This window comes from Oryzobacter terrae, assembly GCF_042756445.1.
Lineage (GTDB): Bacteria > Actinomycetota > Actinomycetes > Actinomycetales > Dermatophilaceae > Oryzobacter > Oryzobacter terrae.
Genome location: NZ_CP170578.1, coordinates 302,147 through 315,332, shown reverse-complemented (window position 1 = coordinate 315,332; position 13,186 = coordinate 302,147). Strand labels below are relative to the sequence as shown.

The window sequence follows — 13,186 nt, the reverse complement described above, 5'->3', positions numbered from 1 at the left end:
CCTGTACCGGTTGTCCCCCTGACCCCTACGAAGGATTGCCCGTGGACGCGGTTCGCATCGGCCTCCAGGTCCTCCTGGTCCTCGGTGGCCTGTTCCTGACCCTCCTCATCCTGCTCCACAAGGGCAAGGGCGGCGGAATGTCCGACATGTTCGGTGGGGGGATGTCGAGCTCGCTCGGCGGCTCCTCGGTGGCCGAGCGGAACCTCGACCGGATCACCGTCGCGGTGGCCGTCGTGTGGTTCACCTGCGTCGTCGGTCTCGGCGTCCTCGAGCGATTCGCATAAGGGAAGGACGACCATGGCTGGAGGCAATGCCATTCGTGGCTCGCGCGTCGGCGCGGGCCCCATGGGCGAGGCCGAGCGGGGTGAGGTCGCCCCGCGCGTCCACATCTCCTTCTGGTGCTCCAACGGGCACGAGACCCGTCCGAGCTTCGCCGAGGAGCCCGGCCTGGCGATCCCCGAGCAGTGGGACTGCCCGCGCTGCGGGCTGCCCGCCGGCCAGGACCGCGACAACCCTCCCGCGGCCCCCAAGGTGGAGCCGTACAAGACGCACCTCGCCTACGTGAAGGAGCGTCGCTCCGACGAGGACGGCGCCGCCATCCTCGAGGAGGCGCTGCAGACGCTGCGCGACCGCGGCCTCATCCAGTAGGCCACCTCCTCCGGGAGGCGGGTCAGCGGCGGCCGGATCGGGCGAGGTGCTCGACGACGCCGGTGACCCAGCCCGACTCGCGGGCCATCCAGCGCACGGCGACGAGCATCCGGGTGACGACCGGCACCCCCTTGCGCGGGGGCTCGACGGCCAGGTCGGTCCCGAACGGGTCGCTGCTGACGACCCAGCGGTAGCCGGCGGTGACGAGGTGGTCGCCGACGGCCGTGCCGATGACGTCGACGACCTCGGTGGCGGAGTCGTCGTCCGCGTCGGCGCCGGCGACCGCGCGGTCCCAGGCGGCGGCGATCGTGCTGAGGTCGGCCGGGTCGATCCCGTGGTCGGCGTACCGGGCGCGCACGGACTCCAGGCCCGCCTCCTCCTCCGCGGTGAGCCGGCGGGTGCCGATCTCCTCGACCGGCTCGAGGTCGTCGAGCGCGTCGCCGTGCTCGTCGTCGGGCGGGGGCGCGGACGGTCGGGCGGACGGGACGGCACCCTCGTCGTCACGCCCGCGAAGCCGGTCGAGGAAGCCCACGGCGTCAGCCCCCGAGCTCGCCGGCGGCGTCGGCGTCGAGGAGCCAGAGGGTGCGCTCCTCGCCGTGGACGTGGGCGGCCGGGGTCGTCTCGAACGGCGCCCCCTCGACCCCGCGGCGCACGGCGTCGGCCTTGTCGGCGCCGCTGACGAGGAACCAGACCTCACGGGAGCGCTCGAGGCACTCGAGGGTCAGCGACACCCGTGTCGGCGGGGGCTTGGGGGAGTCGTGGACGGCGATGGCGATGGCGTCGGTGGTCCCCGACGCCGGGTGCCCGGGGAAGAGGGACGCGATGTGCCCGTCGGGACCGACCCCGAGGACCATGACGTCGAAGGCGCCGCCGTCGACGGCGCGGATCGTCGCCGAGTACGCCTCGGCGCTCTCCTCGGCAGAGGCAGTGGCGTCGGGTCCGGGCACGCGGTGCACGTGGTCGGGGTCGAGCCCGAGCGAGGCCAGGCCGGCCTCGTCGTTCTGCGTGTCGTTGCGGTCGGGGTCGCCGGCGGGGAGCCACCGCTCGTCACCCCAGAACACGTGGACGCGGGACCAGTCGACGGCCGCCCGCGCCGGGGAGGCCGCGAGCGAGCGGACGATCTCGGAGCCCATCGAGCCGCCGGTCATCGAGACGTGCGCGACCCCACGGGCGGCCTGGGCGTCGACGACCGCCACGACGAGCCGGGCGGCCGCCGCGTCCGCGAGGGACTGGCGGGTGGGGTGGACGACGACGGTGCTGCTCATGAGGACCCGTCCTCCCGTTCCTTCTTGACCTTGACGAGCTTCTTCGACGCGGCGGCCTTGACCGTCGCCGGGTCGTCGACCTTCTCGGGCATCGGGCGGTCGACCATCGTGCTGCTCCCTCCGGCGCGCGCCGCGCGGCGGATCCGCTCGGCCTTGCGCTCGGCCTCGGCGACCGAGGGCGCGCGGCCCGCCTTGACGGCCTCGCTCGCCGTCTGGCGCGACAGGGTGACCTTGGGCAGGCCCTTGGTCAGCGCGTCGGCGTAGACCTCGTCGGGGTCGAGGCGGCGCAGCTCGTCGGCGAGGCACTCGGCGTCGCCGCGGTGGGGGAGCGCGATGGTGCGGTCGGGCTGCGCCGGCTGGGAGAGCGTGGCCGTGTTGCCGTCGAGGGGTCGGACCAGGTCGACGGTGCCGCTGGCGCGCTCGAGCCGTACCGAGATGATGCCGCTGCGGTTGCGCGAACGGGCCAGTGAGACAGGGCACTTCAGGCGCACGGCGAGCCACCCGGCGAGGAGCTCGCCGGACGGGGAGTCCGCCCCGGCGACGACGGTCACCGCCGTGACCTGCTCGTAGGGCGGTTGGTCGAGCGCGGCCGCGAGGAGCCCGCGCCACAGCGTGATCCGCGACCAGGCGAGGTCGCTGTCACCGCTGGCGTAGGCGGCGGCGAAGCGGCGCAGGACCTGCCGGGGCGTGCCCGAGCAGCGGGCGGCGTCGGTGATGCGTCGCTGGGCCATGATGCCGATCGGGTCCTTGGAGGGGTCCTTGGGCGCGACGGTGGGCCACCACGCGACGATGGGGGAGTCGGCGAGGAGCAGGGGCGTGACGACCGCCCGGCCGTGGGCGGCGAGCGTGCCGTACAGGCGCAGGACGACGACCTCCGACGCGCCGGCGTCGCCGCCGATGCGGATCTGGCCGTCGAGGCGGGCCGTCCCTCGCTTGTTGCCCAGGACGACGACGATGATGCGGCACGGGTGCTGACGGCTCGCGTCGTTCGCCGTGGCGATGGCCTCCTCGGCCTCGTCCTCGTCGACGACGACGAGCAGGGTGAGGACGCGCGAGAGCGCCATCGAGCCGGTGTCGGAGCGCAGCCGGACCAGCTTCTTGGAGATCGCGGCCGTCGAGGTCGCGGGGAGGTCGACGATCATGGAAGCCTCCACTCGCGGCCGTCACGGCGCATCATGTCGTCGGCGCCGGCGGGTCCCCAGCCACCGGACGGGTACTGCTGTGGCGCAGCGCCCTTGGCCTCCCAGAACTTCTCGATGGGGTCGAGGATCTGCCAGGAGAGCTCGACCTCCTCGTGCCGCGGGAACAGGGGTGGCTCGCCGAGGAGGACGTCGAGGATGAGTCGTTCGTACGCCTCCGGCGACGACTCGGTGAAGGCGCGCCCGTAGCCGAAGTCCATCGTCACGTCGCGGACCTCCATCTGGGCGCCCGGCACCTTGGCGCCGAACCGCAGGGTGACGCCCTCGTCGGGCTGCACCCGGATGACGACGGCGTTCTGGCCGAGCTCCTCGGTCGCGGTGTTCGAGAACGGCAGGTGCGGTGCCTTCTTGAAGACGACGGCGATCTCGGTGACGCGCTTGCCGAGCCGCTTGCCGGTCCGCAGGTAGAACGGCACGCCGGCCCAGCGGCGGGTGTCGACGTCGAGGCGCACGGCCGCGTAGGTCTCGGTCCGGCTGCCCTTGCCGACGCCCTCCTCCTCGAGGTAGCCGACGACCTCCTCGCCGCCCTGCCACCCGGCCGCGTACTGGCCGCGGGCGGTGCCGTGCGCGAGGTCGGACGGGATCCGCACCGCCGAGAGGACCTTCTCCTTCTCGAGCCGCAGGCCCTGGGCGTCGAACGAGACCGGCTCCTCCATCGCGGTGAGGGCGAGGAGCTGGAGGAGGTGGTTCTGGATGACGTCGCGCGCCGCGCCGATGCCGTCGTAGTACCCGGCCCGGCCGCCGATGCCGATGTCCTCGGCCATCGTGATCTGCACGTGGTCGACGTAGTTGGCGTTCCAGACCGGCTCGAACATCTGGTTGGCGAAGCGCAGTGCCAGCAGGTTCTGGACCGTCTCCTTGCCCAGGTAGTGGTCGATCCGGAAGACCGAGTCGGCCGGGAAGACGTTCTCGACGATCGAGTTGAGCTCGCGGGCCGACGTGAGGTCGTGGCCGAACGGCTTCTCGATGACGACACGGCGCCAGGAGCCCGCCTGGGGGGTCGACAGGCCGGAGCGCTCGAGCTGCTGGCAGACCGTGGCGAACGACGACGGGGGGATCGACAGGTAGAAGGCGTGGTTGCCCGCCGTCCCCCGCTGCTCGTCGAGCTGCTGGACCGTCTCGGCGAGGAGGTCGAAGGCGTTGTCGTCGTCGAAGGTCCCCGGGACGAACCGGATGCCCTCGGCGAGGGTGCGCCACACCTCCTCGCGGAACGGGGTGCGGGCCCGCTCCTTGACGGACTCGTGGACGATCTTGCCGAAGTCCTGGTCGGCCCAGTCGCGGCGGGCGAACCCGATGAGCGAGAAGCCCGGCGGGAGCAGCCCGCGGTTGGCGAGGTCGTAGATCGCGGGCATCAGCTTCTTGCGGGCGAGGTCACCCGTGACGCCGAACATCACCATCGAGCAGGGGCCGGCGATCCGCGGGAGCCGCTTGTCCCGGGGGTCGCGCAGCGGGTTCTGGCCCGCGCCGACGCGCGCCGGGCTCACCCGGACGTCCGTCCGAGCGCCTCCCGGACCTGCGCCAACCCCCGGTCGTGGTCGGTGAGGTGGAGGCGGAGGACCGGCCGTCCGTGGTCGGCGAGCACCGTGGCGTCGCCGGCGGCCTGGGCCGCGATGAACTGGCCGAAGGTGAAGTCGCGCCCCGGTACCGCGAGGTCCTCGGCCGGTGCGGTCGTCACCTGGACGTACACGCCCGTCGGGGGCCCACCCTTGTGGTACTGCCCGGTCGAGTGGAGGAAGCGCGGTCCCCAGCCAAAGGTCGCCGGGCGGCCCGTGCGGTCGAAGAGGTCGCGGGCCACGTGCTCGAGGTCGGCGTCGCCCTCGCGGTCGAGGTAGGCCATGACCGCGACGTAGCCGTGCTCGTGGTCGAGGGAGGCGAGGAGGGCGTCGACGGCGCCGGCGACGGTGGACGCGTCGCCGAGCCAGTCGCCCCCGAGGGCGCGCACCTCGACGGCGTCGTCGGTGAACGCGGCGGCGTCACCGGCACCGATGCCGGCGTCGAGCAGCTCGCGGGCGGCGGACTTGGCGCTCTCGACGTCGGGCTGGTCGAACGGGTTGATCCCGAGCAGTCGACCGGCGACCGCGGTGGCGGCCTCCCACAGCAGCAGCTGGGCACCGAGCGGGCCGGCGACGGTGACGAGCGAGGAGGCCGTCGCGGCGGAGGCCCCGTCGGCCGCTGCCTCCGGGCCCTCGTCGTCGGAGGAGACGAGGCGCACGACGGTGCCGTCGGCGTAGAGGTGGGCCGGCTCTGAGCCGATGGCGACGACGGGCAGGATGCCGGTGCCGTCCTTGCCCGTCGACTCGGCGATGAGCTGCTCGGCCCACGCGCCGAACCCGACGTTCTCGGTGCCGTCGTCGACGAGGACGAGCTTGTCGCGCAGCGGGGAGGTGCCGCCCATCGCGGCGCCGAGGCGCAGTGCGGGGTTGGCGTCGTCGTCGGCCGCGAGGACGTCGGCGACGGCCTCGGCGTCGTCGAGGAGCGCTTCGACGTCGACTCCGGCGAGACCGCTCGGCACGAGACCGAAGGCGGTGAGGGCGGAGTAGCGACCGCCGACGTCGGGGTCGGCGTTGACGACGCGGAACCCGCGGGAGCGGGCGTCGGCGTCGAGGGGTGAGCCCGGGTCGGTGACGACGACGAGCCGGGTCGTCGGGTCGATGCCGGCCTCGGTGAAGGCCGCCTCGAAGGCGCGGCGCTGGCTGTCGGTCTCGACGGTGGAGCCCGACTTGCTCGACACGACGACGACCGTGCGGTCGAGGTCGGTGAGGGTGCGGCGCACGACGTCGGGGTCGGAGGAGTCGAGGACGACGATGTCGGCGCCCGCGGTCGCGCAGATCACCTCGGGGGCGAGCGACGAGCCGCCCATCCCGCAGAGGACGACGCGGTCGTAGCCGGCCTCGTCGAGCTCGCCCTTGAGCGCCGCGATCTCGCCGACGAGGTGGCGCGAGGAGCGGGCGAGCCCGGTCCACGACAGTCGCTTGGCCGACTCCTCGACGGCGGCGTCGCCCCAGAGGGTCGCGTCCTGGGCGAAGAGCCGGCTGGCGACGCGGTCGGCGACCAGCGTGGGCACGTGGGCCGCGATGGCGTCGGCCGCGGCACCGGTGGCCGCGACGTCGAGTGTGCTCATGCGGAGGCCTTCTCGAGCTCGCGGGTCACGCCGTCGAGCAGCTCCTCCCACGACTTCTCGAACTTGTCGACGCCCTCCCTCTCGAGCTGGGCGGTGACGTCGGCGTACGAGATGCCGAGCCGCTCGAGGCTGTCGAGGACCTCGGCGGCCTCGGCGTAGTACGGCGTCACGGTGTCGCCCGTGACCTCCCCGTGGTCGGCGGTCGCGTCGAGGGTCTTCTCGGGCATCGTGTTGACGGTGCCCGGGGCGACGAGCTCGGTGACGTAGAGGGTGTCGGAGTAGGCCGGGTCCTTGACCCCGGTCGACGCCCACAGCGGGCGCTGGGGGTGCGCGCCGGCATCGGCGAGCGACTGCCAGCGCGGGGTGGAGAAGACCTCCTCGTACGCCTGGTAGGCGAGGCGGGCGTTCGCGACGGCCGCCTGGCCGCGCAGCGCCCTGGCCTCGTCGGTGCCGATGGCGTCGAGCCGCTTGTCGATCTCGCTGTCGACGCGCGAGACGAAGAACGACGCGACGGAGCGGATGAGGGAGAGGTCCCTGCCGTTCTCGCGGGCCTGCTCGAGGCCGGTGAGGAAGGCGTTCATCACGGCGCGGTACCGGTCGAGGCTGAAGATCAGCGTGACGTTGACCGAGATGCCCTCGGCGAGGACCTGGCTGATGGCGGGCAGGCCCTCGACCGTCGCGGGGATCTTGATGAGGACGTTGGGACGGTCGACCGCTGCGGAGAGCTCCTTGGCCTCCGCGACGGTGCGGGCCGTGTCCTTCGCGAGGCGCGGGTCGACCTCGATGGAGACGCGCCCGTCGAGCCCGTCGGTGGCCTCGAACACGGGCATGAAGATGTCGCAGGCGTCGCGCACGTCGCGGGTCGTGAGGGTGAAGACGGTCTCCTCGACCGTCTTCCCCGCCGCGGCGAGCTCGCGGACCTGCTCGTCGTAGGCGTTGCCCTCGGAGAGGGCCGCCTGGAAGATCGACGGGTTGGTCGTGACGCCGACGACACCCTTGGTGTCGATGACCTCCTGGAGGTTGCCCGAGCGCAGCCGCTCGCGCGAGAGGTCGTCGAGCCAGATGGAGACGCCGTTGTCGGCGAGGTCCTTGAGGGCGGTACTGGTCATGCGAGTCCTACTTCCCGGCCGAGGCCGCGCTCTTGCGGCTCGGCGCCTTCGTCGTCCGGACGTCGGTACCGGTGTCCTTGCGAGCCCGCGGCGCGGTCTCGTTCACCGAGGGGACCTGACCGGCCTTCCTGGCGGCGCCGAGGGAGTCCTTGGCCGCCTTGACGACCGCCTCGGGCGTGAACCCGAACTCGCGGAACAGGGTTGCCGCATCGGCCGAGGCACCGAAGTGCTCGATGCTGATGCACCGTCCCGAGTCACCGACGAGGTCGTGCCACCCCATCGCGACGCCCGCCTCGACGCTGACGCGAGCACGCACGGAGGGCGGCAGGACCTTGTTCTGGTAGGAGCGCGGCTGCTCCTCGAACCATTCCCGGCACGGCATGGACACCACACGGGTCCCGATACCCGACTTCTCGAGGCGCAACCGTGCCTCGAGGGCCAGGGGCACCTCGGACCCGGTCGCGATGAGGACGACGTCGGGGTCGCCGGCCGTGCCCGAGTCGATGAGGACGTAGGCGCCCTTCGCGACACCGGAGGCCTTGCCGTGCTCGGTGCGGTCGACGGTGGGCAGCGGCTGGCGCGACAGGGCCAGGCCGGCGGGGCGGCCGCGGCGCAGGACCTCGGCCCACGCCTGGGCGGTCTCGTTGGCGTCGGCCGGGCGGACGACGTCGAGGCCCGGCATGGCGCGCAGCGCGGCGAGGTGCTCGACCGGCTGGTGGGTGGGGCCGTCCTCGCCGAGGCCGATGGAGTCGTGGGTCCACACGAAGGTGACGGGCACCTGCTGGATCGCCGCGAGCCGCACGGCCGGTCGCATGTAGTCGGAGAAGACGAGGAAGGTGCCGCCGTAGGGGCGGGTGAGCCCCTCGAGGGCGATCCCGTTGAGGATCATGCCCATCGCGTTCTCGCGGATCCCGAAGTGCAGGGTGCGTCCGTAGGGGCCGCCCTTCCACTCGTGGGTCTGCTTGCCCTTGGGGATGAACGAGGGCTCGCCGCCCATCGTCGTGTTGTTCGACTCGGCGAGGTCGGCGGAGCCACCCCACAGCTCGGGCAGCACGGGGGCCAGGGCGCCCAGCACCTTGCCGGAGGCCGCGCGCGTGGCGATGCCCTTGGCGTCGGTCTCGAACACCGGCAGGGACTTCTCGAAGCCGTCGGGGAGCGTGCCGTCGACGAGGCGGTCGAGGAGGGTGGCGCGGTCGGGGTTGGCCTTGCGCCACGCGGCGTACGTCTTGTCCCACGCCTTGTGGGCGGCCTTGCCCCGGGTCCTCACCTCGCGGGCGCGCTTGAGGGCGTCCTTGTCGACCTCGAAGGTCTTCTTCGGGTCGAAGCCGAGCAGCTCCTTGGTGGCCGCGATCTCGGCCTCGCCGAGCGCCGAGCCGTGCGACTTGCCGGTGCCGCGGGCGTTGGGGGCGGGCCAGGCGATGACGGTGTGGAGGCGGACGAGGGTGGGCCTGGTGCGCGACTTCCGGCTCTTCTCGAGGGCGGCGAGGAGGGCGTCGACGTCCTCGACGTAGCCCGGTGTCCCGGCGGGGTCGTCGGACTGGCGCCAGTCGACGTCGATGACCTCCCAGCCGTAGGCCTCGTAGCGCATCGCGACGTCCTCGCTGAAGGAGATGTCGGTGTCGTCCTCGATGGAGATCTGGTTCGCGTCGTAGACGACGGTGAGGTTCCCGAGCTCCTGGTGGCCGGCGAGCGAGGAGGCCTCGGAGGCCACGCCCTCCATGAGGTCGCCGTCGGAGGCGAGGACCCACACGTGGTGGTCGAACGGCGAGGTGCCGGGCTTGGCGTCGGGGTCGAGGAGGCCGCGCTGGCGGCGCTGCGCCATCGCCATGCCGACGGCCGAGGCGAGGCCGGACCCGAGCGGGCCGGTGGTGATCTCGACACCCTTGGTGTGGTGGACCTCGGGGTGGCCGGGGGTCAGGGAGCCCCACGTGCGCAGCGACCTGAGGTCGTCGAGCTCGAGCCCGTAGCCGCTGAGGTACAGCTGGATGTACTGGGTGAGCGAGGAGTGCCCGCACGACAGGACGAAGCGGTCGCGACCGAGCCAGGCGGGGTCGGACGGGTCGTGCGTCATGACGTTCTGGAAGAGGAGGTAGGCCGCGGGCGCCAGGCTCATCGCGGTGCCGGGGTGGCCGTTGCCGGCCTTCTGTACGGCGTCGGCGGCGAGGACGCGCACGGTGTCGACCGCGCGCACGTCGTGCTCGGTCCAGCCCGCCCTGCGGGCCTTCGGACGAGCGATCGCGGTGCTCCGTCCCGGGGCCTTCTTCGCGGTGCGGCTGGTGGTGGTCTTCGTGCTCACTGGTGCCTCTCTCACAGGGGTGGTGCACGCCATGGAACGGTCCGCTGACCACCCTAGTGTCTGGTGCGACCCGGCGGTTCGGGGTGCTCGGGGGGCGGAGGATAGAATCGCCGCGCACCCTCCCGGCCGACCCGAAGGACGACGTGGCCACCACCCCGATCGCGACCGACCCGAGCACGGTCTCCGGGCCTCGACGACGGGGCAAGGCGGCGGCGTACCTCGCTCTCACCAAGCCGCGCATCATCGAGCTGCTGCTCGTGACGACGGTCCCGGTGATGTTCCTCGCCGAGCGCGGAGTCCCTTCTCTCTGGCTCGTTCTCGCCACCCTCGTCGGCGGGACGCTGAGCGCCGGTGCGGCCAACACCTTCAACTCCGTCTACGACCGCGACATCGACCGCCTCATGCACCGCACGAGCAACCGGCCGATGGTCACCGGCGAGGTCTCCCCGCGCAACGGACTGCTCTTCGGGGCGGTCCTGACGATGGTGTCGACGGTGTGGTTCGCCCTCGTCGTCAACGTCCTGTCGGCCGTGCTCTCGCTCGTCGCGATCGCCCTCTACGCCGTCGGGTACACGGTCCTGCTCAAACGCCGCACGTCGCAGAACATCGTGTGGGGCGGCATCGCCGGGTGCATGCCGACGCTCATCGGGTGGTCGGCCGTCACGGGCACCGTGGGATGGGCGGCCGTCGTCCTCTTCCTCGTCATCTTCTTCTGGACCCCGCCGCACTACTGGCCGCTCTCGATGGCCTTCCGCGACGACTACTCCGCCGCGGGCGTCCCGATGCTCCCCGTCGAGAAGGGGCCGGTCGCCGTCGGCCGGCAGATCGTCCTCTACTCGTGGCTCATGGTCGCGGTGTCCCTCGTCCTCGTCCCGGTCGCGACGATGGGCTGGGTCTACACCGCGACGTCGGTGCTCGCCGGTGCGGTCTTCCTCGCCGAGGCGCACCGCCTCCTGCGGGCAGCCGGCCGCGGGGTCACGGGCCAGGCGCTCAAGCCGATGCGGCTGTTCCACTACTCGATCACCTACGTGACGGTCGTCTTCCTCGCCGTCGCCGTCGACCCGCTGCTCCACCTGCCGGTCAGCTGACGGCGCCGTCCTCGAGCGGCATCCGCCCCGTGGGCAGGTCGCGACCGCGGGCGTAGGGGCCGAGGAACACCGACAACGACACGAGGGAGTGGAGCACCGCCATCGCGAGGATCGTCGCGCGGATGCCGAGGTGCTCCCCGAGCCAGCCCGCGGCGAGACCCGCGAACGGCATCGTCCCGAAGTTGACGACCGAGCTCGCCGACATCGTGCGGCCGAGCAGGTGCGCGGGCACCCAGCGCTGGCGGAACGCCGAGCGGATGACGTTGGCGCCGACGACGCCGACGCCGACGAGGGCCACGCCGAGCGGGACCAGGGCGATGCCGACGCCCGGTGACCCGGCGGCGACGAGGAGCGCCGTGGGCCCGCCGAGGACCTGGAACCAGCGCATGGCGCGGGCCGATCCCGTGCGGGCCGCCACCCGGGTCGCGGCCAGCGCGCCGAGGAGGCCGCCGACGCTGCCGAGCGCCATGACGGCGCCGACGGTGCCGGGGGAGGCGTCGAGGTCGCGCACGAGGTGCAGCACGAGGAGGGCGCCGTAGCCGGTGAGGGCGAAGTTCGACAGGGCGCCCTGGACGGTGAAGAAGCGCAGGTACCGGTCGTGCGCGACGACGCGCACGCCCTCGGCGACGTCGCGGCGCAGGCTCCGGGCCGGAGGCCGCTCGATGGTGCGCAGTCCGCGGGCCGGGATGCGCCAGAGGCAGATCGCCGAGACGAGGAAGCTCACGGTGTCGGCGAGCAGCGACATCGCGCCGCCGACGAGCTGGACGAGGAGGCCGCCGAGACCGGGCCCGGCCACCTGCATCGCCGACTCGGTGCCGTAGAGGCGCCCGTTGGCGGCGTCGAGGTCGTCGTCGCGCACGATCCGCGGGACGATCGCCCCGTAGGCGGTGCGGAAGAACACCGCGCAGGTCCCGGTGAGCAGGGCCGCGACGACGAGGTGGGGGAGGGTGAGGGCGCCGAGGGCCCATGCGACGGGGACCGAGGCCGTGCTCGCCGCGGCGGCGAGGTCGGCCGCGATCATGACCCGCCGGTGGTCGAGGCGGTCGACCCAGGCACCGGCCGGGAGGCCGACGAGCAGCCAGGGCAGCCAGGCCGCGGCCGACAGCACGCCCATCCAGGCCGGGCCGGCGTCGAACGTCGTCACCGCGAGGAGGGGCACCACGACGGTGGTCGTCATCGCCCCGAGGACGCTGACGCCCTCGCCGGCCCAGAGCAGCCGGAACCCGGTGTTGCGGGGGAGGGGAGGGGGTCCCGGAGGTGGCGGGCGAGCCGGACGACGTGGCTGGCGAGGCCGACGCGGTCGGGTGCGCGGGCTCGGTCGATCGGGTCGAGGGGGTCACGGCTGGCACGGGAACCCCCGGGCGAAGACGTGGACCGGCTCGCGCTCGGCGCCGTCGTCGGGCACCTCGCGCTGCGACCAGCGCATGAGGACGGCCACGACCTCCTCGGCGACCTCGCGCAGTTCCTCGGGGGTGACGCGCATCCAGTGCTGGGTGGCGAAGGCGGCGTCCTCCCACTGGGGGTCGGAGTCGGCGTTGGCCATCCAGGCCTGGACGCGCTCGACCTGGCGGCGCAGCCCGAGGGCCTCGGCCTCGCGGGCGGCGGCCCCGGCGGCGGGGTCGTCCTCGAGCTCGAGGCTGCTCCACCGGGTGCCGGCGCTCACGAGGCGCCACCAGCGTTCCCTCCGGTCGCGGGCCAGCTCGGGCGCCTCCTCGACCAGGCCCGCCTCGGCGAGGACCTTGAGGTGGTGGCTGGCGTTCCCCACCGCCTGGCCCGTGCGGGCCGCGAGCATCGAGGCCGTGGAGGGGCCGTCGACCTTGAGGGCGTCCATCATCCGGGCCCGGAACGGGTGGGCCAGGGCGGTGAGGGAGCGGGCGTCGCGCAGGGTGCGCACCTCGGGCTTCGTCATGGCTCCACGGTAGATGCACAACGCTGCTTGCACAAGAGTCATTGTGGGTCGCAATGGTCACCGAACCTCCGCCGTGTCGCCCGATATCGGGGGCCGCGGCGGAGGTTCGGTGACATTCGGCGGTTCGTGGGTGCTCGGCGAGGTGCGGGCGGCGACACGGCCGGGCGGGGCGGCGGCGCCCGGAGTGAGGTACCTCAGAGGACGCGGTCGGACGAGAGATACGGCAGGCGCCCGATGTGGGGGGCCACCTCAGAGGACGACGGTGGATGCAGTCGCCGGGACAGGCCCGGGACGACCAAGGAGAAGACCATGAGCATCCACGCAGACCCGCTGTTCATCACCGCCGAGGTCGAGCGCCGCCTCGAGCTCGCCGGCGTCCACCGCGACGGCCGCCACCACGAGCCGGCCCCCGTCGGCCTCGGGGTCCACCCGTTCGCCGCGGTCGTGGCCCGGCTCGTCCGCTCCCGCGGACCGCGCCCGACCTCCACGAGGACGGCGACCGCGGCGGCGACCCGCCGCCCCCGGCACCCGTGAGCGCCGTCGCGACGGTG

General features: G+C 73.1%; 12 protein-coding genes and 1 pseudogene. 4 read left to right on the top strand and 9 right to left on the bottom strand.

The window, feature by feature from the left end:
- The first annotated feature begins 41 nt into the window (after positions 1 to 41).
- Positions 42 to 284 (top strand): preprotein translocase subunit SecG, encoded by a 243-nt coding sequence (secG, locus tag ACFWN3_RS01550; RefSeq protein WP_377642750.1) that lies wholly within the window; start codon positions 42 to 44, stop codon positions 282 to 284.
- A 13-nt stretch (positions 285 to 297) separates the two neighbouring features.
- Positions 298 to 648 (top strand): RNA polymerase-binding protein RbpA, encoded by a 351-nt coding sequence (locus tag ACFWN3_RS01545; RefSeq protein WP_377642748.1) that lies wholly within the window; start codon positions 298 to 300, stop codon positions 646 to 648.
- Between the two features lie 22 nt (positions 649 to 670).
- Here ACFWN3_RS01545 and ACFWN3_RS01540 read toward each other — a convergent pair whose 3' ends face one another.
- Genes ACFWN3_RS01540 through tkt form a run of 7 tightly spaced genes read right to left on the bottom strand, consistent with a single transcriptional unit; the run spans position 671 to position 9,671 of the window.
- On the bottom strand, positions 671 to 1,180 hold the full coding sequence (locus ACFWN3_RS01540; RefSeq protein WP_377642746.1) for a hypothetical protein: 510 nt from the start codon (positions 1,178 to 1,180) through the stop codon (positions 671 to 673).
- A 4-nt stretch (positions 1,181 to 1,184) separates the two neighbouring features.
- Entirely contained in the window at positions 1,185 to 1,913 is a 729-nt protein-coding gene (gene pgl, locus ACFWN3_RS01535) for a 6-phosphogluconolactonase (protein ID WP_377642744.1), read from the bottom strand.
- Positions 1,910 to 3,055: a glucose-6-phosphate dehydrogenase assembly protein OpcA gene (locus ACFWN3_RS01530; RefSeq protein WP_377642743.1), complete on the bottom strand. Its 1,146-nt coding sequence runs from the start codon at positions 3,053 to 3,055 to the stop codon at positions 1,910 to 1,912. Before ACFWN3_RS01530 ends, pgl begins: the two co-directional genes overlap by 4 nt.
- Positions 3,052 to 4,596, bottom strand: a complete 1,545-nt coding sequence (gene zwf / locus ACFWN3_RS01525; protein ID WP_377642741.1) for a glucose-6-phosphate dehydrogenase — start codon at positions 4,594 to 4,596, stop codon at positions 3,052 to 3,054. The genes ACFWN3_RS01530 and zwf overlap by 4 nt, the downstream gene beginning before the upstream one ends.
- Positions 4,593 to 6,233: a glucose-6-phosphate isomerase gene (locus ACFWN3_RS01520; protein WP_377642739.1), complete on the bottom strand. Its 1,641-nt coding sequence runs from the start codon at positions 6,231 to 6,233 to the stop codon at positions 4,593 to 4,595. The genes zwf and ACFWN3_RS01520 overlap by 4 nt, the downstream gene beginning before the upstream one ends.
- Positions 6,230 to 7,342: a transaldolase gene (gene tal / locus ACFWN3_RS01515; protein ID WP_377642737.1), complete on the bottom strand. Its 1,113-nt coding sequence runs from the start codon at positions 7,340 to 7,342 to the stop codon at positions 6,230 to 6,232. The genes ACFWN3_RS01520 and tal overlap by 4 nt, the downstream gene beginning before the upstream one ends.
- A 7-nt stretch (positions 7,343 to 7,349) precedes the next feature.
- On the bottom strand, positions 7,350 to 9,671 hold the full coding sequence (tkt, locus tag ACFWN3_RS01510; RefSeq protein ID WP_377642735.1) for a transketolase: 2,322 nt from the start codon (positions 9,669 to 9,671) through the stop codon (positions 7,350 to 7,352).
- A 110-nt stretch (positions 9,672 to 9,781) separates the two neighbouring features.
- Here tkt and ACFWN3_RS01505 point away from each other — a divergent pair, with 110 nt between their 5' ends.
- On the top strand, positions 9,782 to 10,726 hold the full coding sequence (locus ACFWN3_RS01505) for a heme o synthase (protein WP_377642734.1): 945 nt from the start codon (positions 9,782 to 9,784) through the stop codon (positions 10,724 to 10,726).
- On the opposite strand, the pseudogene ACFWN3_RS01500 reads toward ACFWN3_RS01505, so the two are convergent.
- Both ACFWN3_RS01500 and ACFWN3_RS01495 read right to left on the bottom strand, forming a co-directional pair.
- Positions 10,719 to 11,948: pseudogene (locus tag ACFWN3_RS01500) on the bottom strand (MFS transporter); the annotation flags it as partial. The gene ACFWN3_RS01505 and the pseudogene ACFWN3_RS01500 sit on opposite strands and share 8 nt — an antisense overlap.
- A 114-nt stretch (positions 11,949 to 12,062) precedes the next feature.
- Positions 12,063 to 12,635, bottom strand: coding sequence for an ArsR/SmtB family transcription factor (locus ACFWN3_RS01495; RefSeq protein WP_377642732.1), 573 nt, complete (start codon positions 12,633 to 12,635; stop codon positions 12,063 to 12,065).
- 309 nt (positions 12,636 to 12,944) lie between these two features.
- Between ACFWN3_RS01495 and ACFWN3_RS01490 the strand changes: the two genes are divergently transcribed.
- A complete protein-coding gene (locus tag ACFWN3_RS01490) occupies positions 12,945 to 13,169 on the top strand; it encodes a hypothetical protein (RefSeq protein WP_377642730.1) in 225 nt (74 codons plus the stop codon).
- Positions 13,170 to 13,186: the final 17 nt, after the last annotated feature.